This window comes from Phenylobacterium sp. (assembly GCF_036563285.1).
Lineage (GTDB): Bacteria > Pseudomonadota > Alphaproteobacteria > Caulobacterales > Caulobacteraceae > Phenylobacterium.
In genome coordinates this window covers 84,485-99,462 of record NZ_DATCMR010000005.1, presented here as the reverse complement: position 1 = coordinate 99,462, position 14,978 = coordinate 84,485, and the positions used below count along the sequence as shown (strand labels likewise).

The window sequence follows — 14,978 nt, the reverse complement described above, 5'->3', positions numbered from 1 at the left end:
ATGATCCTGATGTCCTTCCTCGGCATGGTCGCAGCCCTGATGAGCGGGCTCGCCGGCCTCTATCTGACGGCGCGGAGCCTCAGCCCCGAGGTGCGGCTGATCGAGCGCAGGCTCGCCGGGCCGAAGCCGACGGGACCCGAGATGATGGTGCGCCGGCGCAAGGCGGCGCGGGCCAACACGCTCGCGCCCGGCAAGGGCGGGAAGCTGGAACAGCTGGTGGACCGCTGGCTGCCGAAGCTTAGGCAACGGCTGGAGGCGGCGCGCGCGCCGTTGACCCCGTCGCAGGTGGTGCTGGGCTCGCTGGGCCTGTTCGGCACCATGTTCCTGACGCTGACCATGGTGGCCGTGCCGCTGATGCTGGCCTTCGCCCTGGCGGTCTGGGGCGGCATCGCCAGCCCGATCCTGCTGATCTCCTTCCTGGCGAACCGGCGGCGCAAGATGTTCGTGCAGCAACTGCCCCAGGCGGTGGACCTGATCGCCCGCAGCCTGCAGGCGGGCCACCCGGTGACCACGGCCATGGGCGTGGCGGCGAACCAGATGGGCGACCCGATCGGGCCGGAGTTCTCGATCGTCATCTCCGAGATGAACGCGGGCCTGGACCGCGACGCCGCCCTGCAGAACCTGCTGCTGCGCTTCCCGATCGCGGAGCTTCGGATGTTCACCGCCTCGCTGGAGGTCACCCGCGAGACCGGCGGCAACGTGGCCGAGGTGCTGCTGAGCCTGAGCGACTCGATGCGCGCGAAGGCGCAGCTGCGCAAGAAGGTGGCGGCGATCTCCGCGGAAGGGCGGCTGTCCTTCTGGGTGGTCTCGGCCCTGCCGCTGGTGGTGGCCGGCATCCTTTCGCTGATCTCGCCCAACTACTACGGCGAGGTGAAGTCCGATCCGCTGTTCTGGCAGATGATGATGATCCCGCCGGTGCTGTGGCTCGCAGGCGCGCTGATGATGTGGCGCATGATCAACTTCAGGATCTGAGGCGCAGATGGCCCAGGCGTTCTTCTATCTCACCAGCGTGCTTGCGATCCTCTCGCTGGCCGCGGCCGTCGGAGCCCTGACCCTGGGCGACCGGGCGTTCAACGCCAGGCTGGCCACCCTGTCGGGCGAGGCGCCCGCCGACGAGAGCGGGCCGAAGCCGAAGTTCGCCCTGTCTCCGGCCTTCCTGAAGACGCTCATCAAGTGGGGCGAGAAGGCCGGCAAGGGCAGCCTCGACACCGAGAAGCGCGCCGACCTGCGCATGCGGCTGGTGCAGGCGGGGTTCTATTCCGAGCGCGCGGTGGAGGCCTTCTTCGGGATCCGGGCCATGGCCGCCCTGGCGCTCGCCGCGCTGGCGCTCGTCGCCGTGCTGGTGATGAACGTCGCCAGCCTGCTCTGGATCGCCGGCCTGATCATGCTGGGCGCCAACATCGGCCTGTTCCTGCCGAACTTCGTCCTGTCCTCGCGGATCAAGGAGCGCTCCGACGCCGTCTATCGCGGCCTGCCCGACGCCATCGACCTGATGGTGGTGAGCCTGGAGGCCGGCGCGACGCTGTCGGCGGCGCTGCAGCGGGTGGAGCAGGAGTTCCGCGACCTGCACCCGGTGCTCACCGAACAGATCGGCATCATGCTGGACGAGATGCAGGCCGGCGCGAGCCGGGCCGAGGCCCTGGTGCGGTTCGCCCAGCGCACGCCCAGCGACGAGGTGAGGGCGCTCACCACCAGCATCGTGCAGTCGGAAGCCGTCGGCGCGAGCCTGGGCGACACGCTGCGGATCTTCGCCGACGACATGCGCAAGACGCGCTTCATGGACGCCGAGCGCAAGGCCGCCGAGCTGCCGGTGAAGATCGCCTTCCCGCTGGTGTTCTGCATCTTCCCGTGCCTGTGCGGCGTGCTGTTCATCCCGGTGGTGATCCGCATGATGCACAGCCTGTTCGACCGATAGCGTCGGCGGCTTGCAGCTCCTCGGGCTGGGCTACTTCTGCGCGCTGCTGGCGATCGCCGCGGCGAGCGACCTGCGCCGCTACCTGATCCCCAACTGGATGCCCGCGGCGCTGGCCGCCGGCGCCCTGGTGCTGGCCTTCCCCATGGGCGGCGACGAATGGGTCTCGCGGGGGCTCGCCTTCCTGATCACCGCGGTGGTGACCATCGGGCTGTGGCTGGTGCGCGGCTTGGGCGGCGGGGACACCAAGCTCCTGATGGCCGCCTCGCTGTGGATGCCGCTGGCGACCCTGCCGGCGTTCGCCATGGCGGTGGCGGTGGCCGGCGGGGTGCAGGCGATCGTGACCCTGATCCTGCGCCGCGTGCGGCCGCCGCCTGAAGGGCATCCGGGGCGCCGGCGCATGCCCTACGCGGTCTCGATCGCCGTCGGCGGCTTCGTCTGGGCGCTGCTGATGTGGAGGGACGCCTAGCGGGAGAGCCGGAGCTTGGTGATGTCGGCGCCGATGGAGGCGAAGGCGTCCTTAAGCTGGCCTCCAGTGGTGGGCAGGTAGACGCGGGCGCTGTCCGTCGCGCAGGACCGCATGAAGGCGACCGCCGCGGGGTCCGACACGTCGAGCAGCACCGTGTAGATGATGATGCCCCTGGCCTTGATGGCGTTGCAGAGCGACGTGGCCTGGTCGAACGGGAGACCGTTCTCGGAATTGCAATTGATCTTCTCGTTAGAGCCGCCCGACCCGCCCAGCGAGTTCTGCGCCTTCACGCCCTTGCAGTAGACGGTGTTGAACATGCCGTCGGTCATCAACACCACGAACTTCATCAGCTTGTCGGTGCCGTAGGGCGCGGGGCGGGAGTTCACGTTCTGCCAACCGCCCATGAAGGTGGGCGAGACCAGGTACCAGCCCCAGGCCAAGCCAATCTGGCCGGCGGTGGAGCCGGCTGTGTCAAAGGACGCGACGCGGGCCTTCAGGGCGGCCTTGTCGGAAGACAGGGGTGAGACGGGTGCGTTCAGGCACGTGCCGGACACAGTGTAGTGGCGGCCCACGTAGGCGGTGGTGACCGGCGCGTCGGTGTAGGCGTGCGCACCGGTGCGCTCGGTCACGCAGTCGCTAAGGTGGAAGGTCTTCGGCTGGTTGTCCGCGCCGGTAAAGCTGAAGGAAGACGCCGGGGAGCCGCGCACGACCGAGGCGTAGGCATCGACGTCAACGGCGTAGGAATAGGGCACGATCGCCATCTTTGAATAGAACGGCGTCTGATTGTCCTGCACCACCAGGTCGATCAGGTTGGTGGCGGCGGTTTTCAGGCAGGCGATCTTGGACGTGCAGCCGGGGACTGCGGCGTCCATGGAGTCGGTGAGGTCGAGCACCATCGAGACCTCGACATTGGCCCCGGAGCTGTTGACCTCGGCGTGGGCGTTGACGGTGAAGTCGGAGCCGAGCGCGAACTTGGCCAGGATGGTGTCGCCCACTCGCGCGCTGGCGTCGGCGACGACCACCCGCTCGTTGGTGAGGGTGAAGGTCGGGCCGCTGACGATGGTCAGCCGGGTGTCGCGGATGTTGGCGGCGAAGGCGGCGGCGCCGAATTCCTGCAGCTTGGTGGGGTCGGCGACGGAGTCGCGGGCGGCGGTCAGCGCGGCGGCGTCGAGGGCGTCCTGCAGCTCCGACTTGGTGGAGACCACGCGCTGGACGTCGACGGCGCCGAGGGCGGCCAGGCTCAGGGGCACGAGGGCGAGCGCGAGCATGACGGCGACGTTGCCGCCCGTGTCGCGCAGCCACCGCCGCAACGCCCGTAGGATGCCAGCCTTCATGCCCGTTCCCGAACAGTCCCTCACTATGCCTAAGCTCCCGAACGGCCGAATGGAACCAAGCTAAGCCGTTGAACTTTCCTTCCTTGTCGGAGGCTGGTCACCGGCAGGGGTTCAGGATGCGAGCGTTTTGGAGATCGGCGGCCGGGCGCCTGGCGCGGGACCGCAAGGGCGCGGCGATGGTGGAGTTCGCCCTGGTGGCCCCGATCTTCCTGGGGCTGCTGCTGGCCACCTTCGAGCTGGGCATCCTGGGCATGATGTCGGCCAACTTCAACGGCGCGGTGGACTCGGTGTCGCGCCGCATCCGCACCGGCCAGGCGGACCGGCCGAACAGCGCCGCGGAATTCCGCAACCTGATCTGCGCCAAGATGGTCGACACCGTGGCGAACTGCCAGTCGCGGGTGCTGGTGACCGTGCAGCCGGTGGACGCCGGATTCTCGAGCGCGCGCTCCATGCTGCAGGCGCAGGACCCCAACAACCTCACCGGCCAGCAGGCCTACGACCCCGGCGACCCCGAGCAGATCATCCTGGTGACGGCGACCTACAGGTGGCCGATGGCCCTGCCGTTCCTGGGCGATGCCTTCCCGCGCGACACCAGCGGACGGGTGCAGATCGTCTCGCGCATCGCCTTCCGCAACGAGCCGTTCGAATGAGGGGCCGAATGACGCGGCGCGGCCGCAGCCTCTGGCGCGACCGCCGGGGCGGGGCGATGGTGGAGTTCGCCATCGTGCTGCCGTTCATGCTCCTGCTGCTGATCGGTTTCGCCGAGGGAATCCAGATGCTGGAGGCGCACCGGCGGGTGTCGCGGGCGGCCTCGACCATCGGCGACCTGGCGGCGCAGTACCGCACGCTCAGCGACAGCCAGATCGCCGACATCCTGGTGGCCGGGCAGTTGGTGGTGGAGCCGATGCCGACCTCGACGCTGGGCCTGCGGCTGATGAGCTTCAGCGCCGACGCCAACGGGACGGTGCGCAAGGACTGGGCGAAGGACGGGACGACGCCCTATGCGGGGACGGCGCCGGACAGCGTGCCGTCCGGGACCCTGAAGGCGAACCAGGGCATAGTGGTGGCCGACGCCAGCTACGTCTACGTGCCAATGGCCCGCTGGATCGTGCCCAGCAACATCAACCTGCAGAAGCGCATGCTGCTGCGGCCGCGGATCGCCGACGCGGTGACGCGCACCCCGTAGCCCGGCGGGACCCGAAACGGCGCGGCAGGCGTTGAGCGTTCGAATCCACCGGGAGAGAGAGGACCTCATGAAGACGTCGATCGCCGCCGCCTGCGCCCTGGCCGCGCTTGCGCTGGCCGCCTGCGGGCGCGAGGAGAACACGCCGCAGGGCAGCGACGTGGCCGCCGCCATGCCCGACACCGCCGCCCCGCGCGGCGACGACCGCCGGATGACCGCTCCCGACGCCGGAGCGACCGGCGCCGTCCCGGCCGACAACGAGACGCCGCCGGCCGTGGCCCCGACGCCCGCGGTGGGCACCGCCGGCGCCTCGCCGGGCGTGGTGGCCCCCACGACCGACCAGGTCCCGGCCAAGAAGTAGCGGCTCAGCCCGCGGCCGGCGCCCGGATCGCGCAGACCAGCCCCTCGGGGCGCCAGTCCAGCGTGGCCGGCGCGCCGAGCTCGGCGGCCAGGCCCTGGCTCAGGAGGCGCGAGCCGAAGCCGCGGCCGGGCGGCGGGGACACCGCCGGCCCGCCGCTTTCGCGCCATTCCAGATCGACCGCGCCCGCCTCGGCGCGCCAGCGCAGCTCCACCCGTCCCTCGGGCAGGGACAGGGCGCCGTACTTGGTGGCGTTGGTGGCCAGCTCGTGCAGGGCCATGGAGATGGCGAGCGCGACGTTGGGCGCGACGCGCACCAGCGGGCCGGCGAGCACGATGCGCGGCGCCGCCCCGTCGACGTAGGGACGCACCGCCTCGGCGGCGATCTCGGCCAGCTCGGCGCTCTCCCAGTTCTGGCGGGTCAGCACGTTGTGGGCGGCGGAGAGCGCCAGCAGGCGCTCGGTGAGCCGGTCGCGCGCCTCGCGGGTGATGTCCCCGTCCTTCAGCGTCTGGCGGGCCAGGGACTGGACGGTGGCCAGGGTGTTCTTCACCCGGTGGTTCAGCTCGTTGATCAGCAGCTGCTGGCGGACCTCGGCGGCGCGCTGGTCGGTGATGTCCGTCGCGATGCCGACGTAGCCCAGGAACTCGCCGGTCAGGTCGTGGAAGCGCGGGCTGGAGCTGATCAGCATGGTCCGCCAGACCCCGTCGTGGCGCTTGAAGCGGGCCTCGTAGGTGTAGGGGACGTGGCCGCCGCGGGCCTGGGCCCGGGTGCGGACGATCTCGGCCAGGTCGTCGGGGTGCAGCAGGTCGAGCCAGACGTCGCCCATGAGCTCCTCGCGCGGGCGGCCGACGTACTCGGCGAAGGCGCGGTTGACGAACTCGATGGGGCCGGCGGCGGTGGTCACCCAGACCGGCGCGGGCGCCGTGTCGGCCATCGCCCGGAAGCGCTCCTCGCTCTCGCGCAGGCGGGCCTCGGCGGCGCGCAACTCGGTGACGTCGCGCAGGCTGACGCCGACGCCGGCGTCGAGCGGGAACACCCGCAGGTCGACGATCACGCCCGGCCGGACGCGGCTCTGCGTCTGGGTCTCAAGGGGCTTGCGCGAGGCCATGACCTGGCGCACGGCCGCCTCGATGGGGCTGCCGACGGTCTGGGGGAAGACGTCCCACAGCACCTTACCGATGAGGTGCGGGGCCTGGCTCGCGAAGTGCTCCGCTGCGGTGTGGTTGCAGTGGGTGATGCGCCAGTCGGCGTCGAAGGCGATGAAGCCGTCACCGAAGCCGTCGAGGATGGCCTCGAGCTGGCGGCCGGCGCTGGACGCCTCCGGCTCCCGCCATGGCTGTTCGGTATCGAGCAAGAGCGCCTTCACCCCAAGAAAAACCGCCCCGGCGCGGAGCCGGGTGCGGGTCGTCATAGCAGTAGGCGCGGGCGGCGTCTGGCGGTATGCCGGCCCCCCGATGAGTTTGCGACCGAACACCGCGGCGGGGTTCCAGCCGCTGCTGACCGACAATCTCTCGGCGGAGATCCTCTACGGCTACGGCGACCCCTGCGTGGCGCGCGACGCGGGCGGCTGGTGGCTGGCGGTGACGTCCAACGACGCGCCGCAGAGCTTCCCGATCCTGCGCTCGGAGGACCTGAGGTCCTGGCGGCTGGCTGGCTTCATGTTCCCGCAAGGCGCCAAGCCGGCCTGGGCGATGGACGGGCCGGGCAGCGACTTCTGGGCGCCGGAGATCCACCGCGCCGACGAGGGCTGGATCGGCTGCTTCGCGGCGCGGACGAAGACCGGCCAGTTGGCCGTGGGGCTGGCGAGGGCGCAGACGCCGGCGGGGCCGTGGACGGCGGAGCCCGAGCCGCTGCTGGCCGGGGGCGTGATCGATCCTCACCTGGTGGTGGAGCCCGGCGGGCGGACTCTGCTGTTCTGGAAGGAGGACGCCAACGACCTGTGGCCGGGGCTGCTGGCGGCGCTGCTGCACGAGGCCCCCCAGCTGGTCGGGGAGGTGTTCCCCGACCCTGCGCAGGCGCAGGTGGCGCGGGCCGCCGCCGAGGCGTGGCCGCAGACGGAACGGCTGGGGCCGATGGCGCGGTTCGAGGCGCTGCGGGGGCTGATCGACGCGGCGACGGACGAGTTCGCCGCCTGCCACGCGCGGCTGGAGCGGCTGGAAGGCCCGCGGGCCGCGGCGATCCGCGAGGCCATGCGGACACGGATATTCGCCCAGGCGCTGGAGGGCGGCCGGCTGGCCGGTGAGCGCACCCTGGTGCTGCAGAATGACCAGCCCTGGGAAGCGCACCTGATCGAGGGGATGTGGGTGACGAACGCCGCCGGCCGCTGGTGGATGTTCTATTCGGGCAACGACTTCGCCACCGCGCGCTACGGGATCGGCGTGGCGCAGGCCGACGATCCGCTGGGGCCTTGGACGAAGGCGGCGGCGCCGTTCCTCACCTCCACAGCGGAGTGGCGCGGGCCCGGGCATCCCTCGGTCGCCGAGGGGCCCGACGGGCGGCCGTGGCTGTTCCTGCACGCCTTCCGCCCTGGGGAGATGGGCTACAAGGTCTTCCGGGCGCTGCTGGGCCTGCCGCTGGCGTTCTTGGACGACGGCGTACGGCCGGCCTAGGCTTCGCTCGCGCCGATCGACCACTTCACGCCGAAGGGGTCCTTCAGCTCGCCGTAGGTGTCGCCCCAGAACTGCTTTGCGAAGGGCATGCCGACCTCGCAGCCCGCGGCGACCGCGCGGTCCCACCAGGCCTGGCCGTCGGCCACCTGCAAGTGGATCTGGAATCCGGCCTGCGGGATGTACGGGAAACCGTGCTCGGGGAAGCAGTCGCTCATCAGCACCGCTCCGCCATTGATGATCAGGTGGCAGTGCATGAGGCGCTTGCCGTCGTCGGCAGGCATGCGCATCGCCTCCTCGGCGGCGAAGGCCTTTTTGTAGAACTCCGCCGCGGCGGACGCGTCGGAGGAGTGGATATAGGGGACGGCGCCGGTGACGGCGGGCGCCTTGGCGGCAGTCTGCTCGAGGGTCTCGGACATGGTCATTCTCCCTTGTTTATTGCGCGGGCTGCGCGGGCGCCGCCTGCGGCGCGCCCATCCCGAACTCGGTCTCGATGGTGACGTCGAGCCTGTCCCCCACGCCCATGTTGGTCCCCGGCGCGGGCAGGCCGGAGCCGAGGCCGAAGTCCGAACGCTTGAAGCTGGTCTTGCCGGAGAAGCCCAACCGCGCGCCGTCGTAGGCGTTGGGCGGATAGCCACCGTTGAATTTCGCCTGGATGACGATCGGCTTCGTCACGCAGTGCAGGGTGAGGTCGCCGGCCACGTCGGCCGTAGCGGGGCCGGTGCGGGTGACCTTCGTGGATTTGAAGGTGATCTGCGGGCACCTGGCGGCGTCGAGCCAGTCCTTGCCGGTGAGCGTGGCGTGGAAGCCGGGCGGCGGCGCGGGCAGGGTCAGTGACTTCGTCTCGATGGTGACGGTGAGGGCCGAGGCCTCCGGCCGCGCGGGATCGAGCTGCAGGTCGCCGGCGATCTTGGAGAAGCTCGCCGTGTACCCGGAAAAGCCCAGGTGCGAGAGCTTGAAGACCACGGTCGAGTGGGTGGGATCGAGGCGGTAGAGGCCCGCCGGCTGATTCGGGTCCGGGGTCGTGGAGGCGACCGGCTCGCCCGCCGCAGGGGCGCTGGTGGCCGTCTGGGTCGGCTGCGTCCCCCTGTCGGCTGACGCCGCGGGCTCAGCGGGCTTTTGGCACGCGCTCAGCGCGATAAGCGCGGCCGCGGCGAGGAGGGGCTGTCTCATGCGCTGTCCTTCATCAGTCGGTCGAGGTGCTGGCGGATGTGGGCGGCCTCGGCGGCGGTGTTGGCCAGCGAGATGGCGCGGTCGAAGGCCTCGCGGGCTTCAGCGCCGCGGCCGAGCTGAAGGAGCAGGCCGCCCCTCAGGCCGTGGAAGTGGAAGTAGCCGGAGAGCCGGTCAGCCAGGGGCTCGACCATCTCCAGCGCCTCCTGCGGCCCGGCCACCTTGGACACGGCGACAGCGCGGTTGAGGGTGACGACGGGGGAGGGCTGCAGGCGCTCGAGCGTGGCGTAGAGGCGGTCGATCTGCACCCAGTCGGTGTCGTCGGGCCGCGTGGCGCGAGCGTGCAGAGCGGCGATCGCCGCCTGGACCTGGTAGGGGCCGGGCTTGCGGTGGCGCATGGCCTTGTCGATCAGCGCGAGGCCCTCGGCGATCAGCCGGGAGTCCCAGAGGCTGCGGTCCTGGTCGTCGAGCAGAACGACCTGGCCGTCGGCGTCGAAGCGGGCCTTCACCCGGGCGTGCTGCAGGACCATGAGCGCGGTCAGGCCCATGATCTCGGGCTCGGTGGGGAAGAGACGCAGCAGCAGGCGGGCGAGGCGGATGGCCTCGTCGCAGAGCGGGGCGCGGCCGGAGCCTTCCGGGGCCGAATAGCCCTCGTTGAACACCAGGTAGACCATGGCCATGACCGCCGCGAGCCGCTCGGCGCGCTCGACGGGGCCCGGCGCCTCGAAGGGGACATCGCCGCCGGCCACCACCCGCTTGGCCCGGGTGATCCGCTGCTCCATCGCCGCTTCCGAGACCAGGAAGGCGCGGGCGATCTGCCTGACGGTCAGGCCGGAGACGATCCGCAGCGCCAGCGCGATCTGCTGCGTCCCCGGCAGGTCCGGATGGCAGCAGATGAACAGCAGGCGCAGGATGTCGTCGCGGTAGTGGCTGTCGTCCAGCCGCTCGGCCATCGGCGTCTCGACGTCGTCGAGGTCGGACAGGACGTCCTCGGCCGGGAGGGCCTGGTTGCGGCTGGTCTTGCGCACCCCGTCGAGGGCGGCGTTGCGCCCCACCATGATCAGCCAGGCGGCCGGATCGCGCGGCGGGCCCTTCTCGGGCCAGTTCTTCAGGGCGCGCAGGCAGGCGTCCTGGAAGGCTTCCTCCGCCCGGTCGAGGTCGCGGAAGTAGCGCAGGAGCGCCCCCACGGCCTGGGGCCTGGCGGCGGTGATCGCCGCGTCTATCCAGCCGACGTCGGTCACGCGGGCGCGGCCTCCTTGACCACATCGCCGGTCACCGGGGCGCCGGGCACGAACAGGCGGACGGGACGGATCTCATAGGAGCCGCCGGGATTGGCCCGGCCGAGGTCGCGGGCGATCTCGAGGGCTTCCTCGAGGTTCTCCACGTCGACGACGTAAAGGCCCAGGAGCTGCTCCTTGGTCTCCGCGAAGGGGCCGTCGATGATCAGCGGCGGATCGGACTTGCGAAGGGTGGTGGCCGCCGTGGTCGGCACCAGGCGGAGCGAGGGCCCGAGCTTGCCTTCCTTGTGCAGGCGGTCGTGGACGACGGACAGACGGGCCATGACGGCGTCGTCCTCCTCCTTCGACCAGGAGAACACCACGTCTTCCTTGTTGTAGCAGAGCAGGGTGTAGAGCATCGGCTTTCGATCCTTCTCGGGCCTAGGACGGCCCGGGCGGAGCCTAGCCGACATGGGGGCCAAGAAAAAACGATGCGCTTCCTCGGAGTGGGCGAGACCTGCGATCTGGGCGCCCTGTACCTGAGCCTGATCGCCGAGGGGCACGAGGTGCGGGTGGCGGTGAGCGAGCCGCTGGCGCGCGGCACCCTGGCCGGCCTTTGCCCTAAGGTGGAGGACTGGCGCGCAGAGCTCGACTGGGTGCGGGCGGCCGGGGACGACGGCGTCATCCTGTTCGAGGCGGTGTCGGAGGGCCTGGGCGCCTTGCAGGACGAGCTTCGGGCGCAAGGGTTCAACGTCATCGGCGGCAGCGCCTACGGCGACCGGCTGGAGAACGACCGCGGGTACGCCCATGCGGTGCTGGAGGAGCTCGGTTTCCCCAAGGGCCAGAGCTGGACGTTCAAGGCCGCGGACGAGGCGCTGCGCTTCGTCGAGCAGAATCCCGCCCGCTACGTCCTGAAGCTGTCGGGCGCGGACCACGCGTCCGGCCACAACTACATCGGCCAGCTGGCCGACGGGACCGACGTCGCCGCCATGCTGCGGGTGCGCGCCACCGATCTGGGCAAGGCGGACGAGCTGGTGCTGATGCGGTTCTTCGACGGCGTGGAGATGGGGGTCGGCGCCTATTTCAACGGCGAGCGGTTCATCGGGCCCGCCTGCCTGGACTGGGAGCACAAGCGGTTCTTCGCCGGCGAGCTGGGCGAGCTGACGGGCGAGATGGGCACCGTCGTCACCTATGCCCGGACCGATGGGTTCTTCGAGCGCACCCTGGCCAGGATGGAGGGCCGCCTGCGCGGGCACGGCCACGTGGGCTACGTGAACCTCAACACCATCGTGAACGAGGAGGGGATCTGGCCGCTCGAGTTCACCTGCCGGTTCGGGTACCCGGGGTTCGCCGTGCTCGCGCCGCTGCAGGGCTGGGGCTGGGGCGAGCTGTTCGCGGCGATGGTGCAGCGCGCGCCGGTCACGATGCCCACGGTCCCGGGCTTCTGCGTCGGGGTCGTGCTGACCATCCCGCCGTTCCCGTACAGTCGCAAGCAGGTGGACGAGCCGGTAGGCCTGCCCATCACCATCGAAGGCGGGCTGGATCCGCGCCGCCACCACCTCGGCGAGGCGGGGCTCGATGGGGCCGGAGAGCTGGTGACCAGCGGCCTGTACGGCTGGACGATGGTCGCGACGGGCGTGGGAGCCGGGATCGCCGAGGCCAAGGCGGAGGCCTATGCGGCGGCCGACCGGGTGCACACGCCGAACCTGCGCTACCGGCTCGACATCGGCGACCGCCTGATCGGTGGCGACTTCGCCCGCGTGGAGCGGCTGGGCCTGCTCGACTGACAAGGGGCTTGCGAGGGCGGCGCCCACCGTGATACTTAAGTGAGTGCTTAACAATCAACCCAACCTCGATGCGATGTTCCAGGCGCTGGCCGACCCGACGCGCCGGGCGATGCTGGAGCGGCTGTCGCGAAGCCCGGCCTCGGTGAGCGAGCTGGCCGGACCGCTGCCGATGTCGCTGCCGGCCGTCGTGCAGCACCTGGCGGTGCTGGAGCAGGCGGGGATCGTGAAGACGCAGAAGGTGGGGCGGGTGAGGACGTGCCGGATCGAGCCGGCGGCGCTCAGCCAGGCCGAGCAGTGGATCAACCAGCGGCGGACCGAGTGGGAGCGCAAGCTCGACCGGCTCGGGGACTACCTGGCCGCCACCAAGCCGGAGGACGAGGCATGACGAAGCGATCGGTGACGCACGCGAGCTTTGCGATCGAGCGGACCTACGACGCGGCTCCGGAGCGGGTGTTCGCCGCCTTCTCCGACGTGGAGGCGAAGCTCGCCTGGTCGGCCTGCCACACGGGCCAGACGATCACCGAGTTCGATTTCCGCCCCGGCGGGCGCGAGGTGACGGAGATCGCCGCAGGGCCCGGACAGCCGCCGATGCGGATCGAGTTCCGCTACCACGACATCGTGCCGGCCGAGCGGATCGTCTTCGCCTACGTCATGCAGATGGACGGTGTGCGGACCTCGGTCTCTCTGGTGACCGTGGAGATGAAGCCCGCCGGGCGCGGAACGCGGCTCACCTTCACAGAGCAGGGCGCGTGGCTGGACGGCCATGTGGACTGGAAGATGGTCGAGGAAGGCACTGGCGAAGGCCTCGACAACCTGGCCGCCTACCTGGCGCGCGAACCGGCAGAAGCCTGAGAGAAGGGATCGAAGTCATGACCAAGCGTTCCGTCACCCACGCCGTCTTCAGCCTGGAGCGCACCTATGACGCGCCGCCGGCGCGAGTGTGGGCCGCCTTCGCCACGGACAGCGGCAAGGCGAGCTGGTTCTCGGGCCCTGAAGACAACTGGACGCCGCTGGAGCGGGCGTTCGACTTCCGGGAGGGCGGCCGCGAGCGTGCGCGCGGCAAGTTCCACAACGGTCCGGTGTCCGATTTCCGGGCGCACTACCACGAGATCGTGGAGGGCCAGCGGATCGTGTTCGCCTACGACATGTTCATCGACGACGTGCGGATCTCGGTCTCACTGCAGACCGTGGAACTGGAGCCGGCCGGCGAGGGCACGCGGGTGAAGCTCACCGAGCAGGGCGCCTACCTCGACGGCTATGACGATGCGGGCGCGCGCGAGCGCGGCACGGCGGGGCTGCTGGACCAGTTAGGCGTGGCGCTTGAGAGGGCGCCCGCGGAGGCCTAGAACCCGGCGTTCAGGGACGCGAAGAGACGCCAGTCCTTGTCGCCCGCGGCCCAGGGGGTGCGGGTGAGGGGGCGGGCGGCCTCCAGGCGGAAGGTGGCGCGGCGGCTCACCGTGAGGCGGACCCCGGCGCCGGCAGAGGCCAGCGCTGAGTCCTTCCAGCCCGGCCAGGCGTTTCGCCGCCACACCTGACCGGCGTCGGCGAAGGCGTAGGCCTGGAAGAAGGTAAGCGGCGCAAGCTTCGGGTCCCAGCCGACGCGCAGCTCCACGAGACCGGCGACGCCGCTCTCGCCGGCGATCTCTGCATAGTTGTAGGCGCGCCCGTAGGGGTTGGCCCCCACAGCGAACTCCTCCGACGCCAGCAGGGTGTCGTCGGTGAACTGGCCGTCGGCGGCGACGAAGAGGCCGGCGATGTGGCCGAGGTCGCGGTAGTGCGAGGCGTGGGCGTTCACCTTCCAGAACTGCCCGTCGGCGTCCCAGCGGGACAGGCGGACCGTGGGCCGGTCGGTGGCGCCCAGGACGTCGAGGCCCTGTGAGAACTGCAGGAAGCCCTCGCTGGAGCGGCCGGGCCCCTGGCGCTGCGCCACCACGGCGGCGCGCACCACCCGCAGGTCGTCGGCGTAGCCCGCGCCAGTCTTCAAATCCTGTTCGACGTGGTTGGCGTCGAAGGCGAGCTGCGCCCAGACCGCATGCTTACGGCCGCGCGAGAGCGGGTGGGAGACGCGCAGGCTTGCGGCGCGGTTCTCGTTGCCGAGCACGCCGCTGAGGTTGGCGGAGGGATCGCGGGCGCGGCCGGCCGAGGCCGACGTCCGCAGGCTGCCGCCGGTCGGCAGCGGCATGCCGTAGGAGAGCTCGAGCTGGCTGAACTCCTTGGGGTCCTCGGGGACGGTGAACAGAGAGACGCCGAGCTGGTCGCCGGCCTGCATGGCGGAGTTCACCGCCAGCCGGCCGTAGGCCTGCCAGGGGCCAGCGGTCTCGGTGCCGCGGTTGTCCAGGTAGATGCTGCCGGTGAGGCGGCGCACGTCGGCGTGGACCACCAGCACATGACGGGCGGGATCGTCGATCACCGGCTCCAGCTGGCTCTTCAGCTTCAGGCCAGGCAGGTCGGTGGCGAGCGTCAGCCGGCGGTCCAGCTCGGAGAGCTTCAGCGGCTTATGCTCGGTGACGCCACCCAGCAGGCGCTTCACGGCCGGGGCGGCGGCGCCGTCCACGCGGATGTCGCCGACATAGCCCTCGTCGACGACGATGCGGGCCAAGCCCGGGGTCGGGCCCTGCGGCGGCACGACCGCCCGGGCCAGGAAGTAGCCGTCGGCGCGGTACTTGTCGGTGATCTTCTGGGCGATGGCGACCAGGTCGGCCAGGGCGACCTCGCGGGTCAGCTGGTCGGCGTAGAGCGGCGCCAGCTCCTTCATCGGATAGGCGGTGACGCCGTCGATGGTCAGGCCCATGAGCACGAAGCGCTGCTCGGCGGGGGCGGTGGCGACGGGGGCGTCTTCGGCGGCGCGCGCCGGCTGGGCGTAGGCGGACAGGGCGCCGACGCACGCGAAAGCGCACGCAAGCCCCGCGGCTCCGCTCCCCTGGCGCCTTCCTGCAGACAAA

General features: G+C 70.9%; 18 protein-coding genes. 11 read left to right on the top strand and 7 right to left on the bottom strand.

Annotation, left to right across the window (positions count from 1 at the left end; all coding sequences use genetic code 11):
* Genes VIL76_RS03705 through VIL76_RS03695 form a run of 3 tightly spaced genes read left to right on the top strand, consistent with a single transcriptional unit; the run spans window position 1 to window position 2,381 of the window.
* Entirely contained in the window at window positions 1–972 is a 972-nt protein-coding gene (locus VIL76_RS03705; protein ID WP_332043644.1) for a type II secretion system F family protein, read from the top strand.
* Window positions 973–979: 7 nt separating this feature from the next.
* Window positions 980–1,915: a type II secretion system F family protein gene (locus VIL76_RS03700; protein WP_332043643.1), complete on the top strand. Its 936-nt coding sequence runs from the start codon at window positions 980–982 to the stop codon at window positions 1,913–1,915.
* 10 nt (window positions 1,916–1,925) lie between these two features.
* Window positions 1,926–2,381 carry an A24 family peptidase gene (locus tag VIL76_RS03695; protein ID WP_332043642.1) on the top strand — a complete coding sequence of 152 codons (456 nt, stop codon included), beginning with the start codon at window positions 1,926–1,928 and terminating at the stop codon, window positions 2,379–2,381.
* Here VIL76_RS03695 and VIL76_RS03690 read toward each other — a convergent pair.
* Window positions 2,378–3,715, bottom strand: a complete 1,338-nt coding sequence (locus VIL76_RS03690; protein ID WP_332043641.1) for a TadE/TadG family type IV pilus assembly protein — start codon at window positions 3,713–3,715, stop codon at window positions 2,378–2,380. The two genes, VIL76_RS03695 and VIL76_RS03690, sit on opposite strands and share 4 nt — an antisense overlap.
* Window positions 3,716–3,831: 116 nt before the next feature.
* Here VIL76_RS03690 and VIL76_RS03685 point away from each other — a divergent pair, with 116 nt between their 5' ends.
* The 3 genes from VIL76_RS03685 to VIL76_RS03675 all read left to right on the top strand — a co-directional run bounded on the left by VIL76_RS03685 (window position 3,832) and on the right by VIL76_RS03675 (window position 5,259).
* Entirely contained in the window at window positions 3,832–4,365 is a 534-nt protein-coding gene (locus VIL76_RS03685; protein ID WP_332043640.1) for a TadE/TadG family type IV pilus assembly protein, read from the top strand.
* Between the two features lie 8 nt (window positions 4,366–4,373).
* The gene (locus VIL76_RS03680; protein ID WP_332043639.1) at window positions 4,374–4,901 is read left to right on the top strand and encodes a TadE/TadG family type IV pilus assembly protein; all 528 of its coding nucleotides are present in this window, start codon (window positions 4,374–4,376) and stop codon (window positions 4,899–4,901) included.
* Window positions 4,902–4,968: 67 nt separating this feature from the next.
* Entirely contained in the window at window positions 4,969–5,259 is a 291-nt protein-coding gene (locus VIL76_RS03675) for a hypothetical protein (protein WP_332043638.1), read from the top strand.
* 4 nt (window positions 5,260–5,263) lie between these two features.
* Here the strand turns inward: VIL76_RS03675 and VIL76_RS03670 are convergent, their stop codons facing one another.
* Window positions 5,264–6,610: a sensor histidine kinase gene (locus VIL76_RS03670; RefSeq protein WP_332043637.1), complete on the bottom strand. Its 1,347-nt coding sequence runs from the start codon at window positions 6,608–6,610 to the stop codon at window positions 5,264–5,266.
* Window positions 6,611–6,710: 100 nt separating this feature from the next.
* On the opposite strand from VIL76_RS03670, the gene VIL76_RS03665 reads away from it, so the two are divergent.
* Window positions 6,711–7,865 (top strand): family 43 glycosylhydrolase, encoded by a 1,155-nt coding sequence (locus tag VIL76_RS03665; RefSeq protein WP_332043636.1) that lies wholly within the window; start codon window positions 6,711–6,713, stop codon window positions 7,863–7,865.
* Here the strand turns inward: VIL76_RS03665 and VIL76_RS03660 are convergent.
* Genes VIL76_RS03660 through VIL76_RS03645 form a run of 4 tightly spaced genes read right to left on the bottom strand, consistent with a single transcriptional unit; the run spans window position 7,862 to window position 10,668 of the window.
* On the bottom strand, window positions 7,862–8,281 hold the full coding sequence (locus tag VIL76_RS03660; RefSeq protein ID WP_332043635.1) for a glyoxalase/bleomycin resistance/extradiol dioxygenase family protein: 420 nt from the start codon (window positions 8,279–8,281) through the stop codon (window positions 7,862–7,864). The genes VIL76_RS03665 and VIL76_RS03660 overlap by 4 nt on opposite strands.
* Before the next feature lie 16 nt (window positions 8,282–8,297).
* On the bottom strand, window positions 8,298–9,035 hold the full coding sequence (locus tag VIL76_RS03655; RefSeq protein WP_332043634.1) for a YceI family protein: 738 nt from the start codon (window positions 9,033–9,035) through the stop codon (window positions 8,298–8,300).
* The gene (locus VIL76_RS03650) at window positions 9,032–10,273 is read right to left on the bottom strand and encodes an RNA polymerase sigma factor (protein WP_332043633.1); all 1,242 of its coding nucleotides are present in this window, start codon (window positions 10,271–10,273) and stop codon (window positions 9,032–9,034) included. Before VIL76_RS03650 ends, VIL76_RS03655 begins: the two co-directional genes overlap by 4 nt.
* Window positions 10,270–10,668 (bottom strand): YciI family protein, encoded by a 399-nt coding sequence (locus VIL76_RS03645; RefSeq protein WP_332043632.1) that lies wholly within the window; start codon window positions 10,666–10,668, stop codon window positions 10,270–10,272. Before VIL76_RS03645 ends, VIL76_RS03650 begins: the two co-directional genes overlap by 4 nt.
* Window positions 10,669–10,740: 72 nt before the next feature.
* Here VIL76_RS03645 and VIL76_RS03640 point away from each other — a divergent pair, with 72 nt between their 5' ends.
* The 4 genes from VIL76_RS03640 to VIL76_RS03625 are packed head-to-tail and all read left to right on the top strand — an operon-like array spanning window position 10,741 to window position 13,382.
* Window positions 10,741–12,036: a hypothetical protein gene (locus tag VIL76_RS03640; RefSeq protein ID WP_332043631.1), complete on the top strand. Its 1,296-nt coding sequence runs from the start codon at window positions 10,741–10,743 to the stop codon at window positions 12,034–12,036.
* A 43-nt stretch (window positions 12,037–12,079) separates the two neighbouring features.
* Window positions 12,080–12,421: a metalloregulator ArsR/SmtB family transcription factor gene (locus tag VIL76_RS03635; protein WP_332043630.1), complete on the top strand. Its 342-nt coding sequence runs from the start codon at window positions 12,080–12,082 to the stop codon at window positions 12,419–12,421.
* A complete protein-coding gene (locus tag VIL76_RS03630; protein ID WP_332043629.1) occupies window positions 12,418–12,888 on the top strand; it encodes an SRPBCC family protein in 471 nt (156 codons plus the stop codon). Before VIL76_RS03635 ends, VIL76_RS03630 begins: the two co-directional genes overlap by 4 nt.
* A gap of 17 nt (window positions 12,889–12,905) precedes the next feature.
* Entirely contained in the window at window positions 12,906–13,382 is a 477-nt protein-coding gene (locus tag VIL76_RS03625; protein WP_332043628.1) for an SRPBCC family protein, read from the top strand.
* On the opposite strand, the gene VIL76_RS03620 is transcribed toward VIL76_RS03625, so the two are convergent.
* The gene (locus VIL76_RS03620) at window positions 13,379–14,977 is read right to left on the bottom strand and encodes a ShlB/FhaC/HecB family hemolysin secretion/activation protein (protein ID WP_332043627.1); all 1,599 of its coding nucleotides are present in this window, start codon (window positions 14,975–14,977) and stop codon (window positions 13,379–13,381) included. The genes VIL76_RS03625 and VIL76_RS03620 overlap by 4 nt on opposite strands.
* Window position 14,978 lies beyond the last annotated feature (1 nt).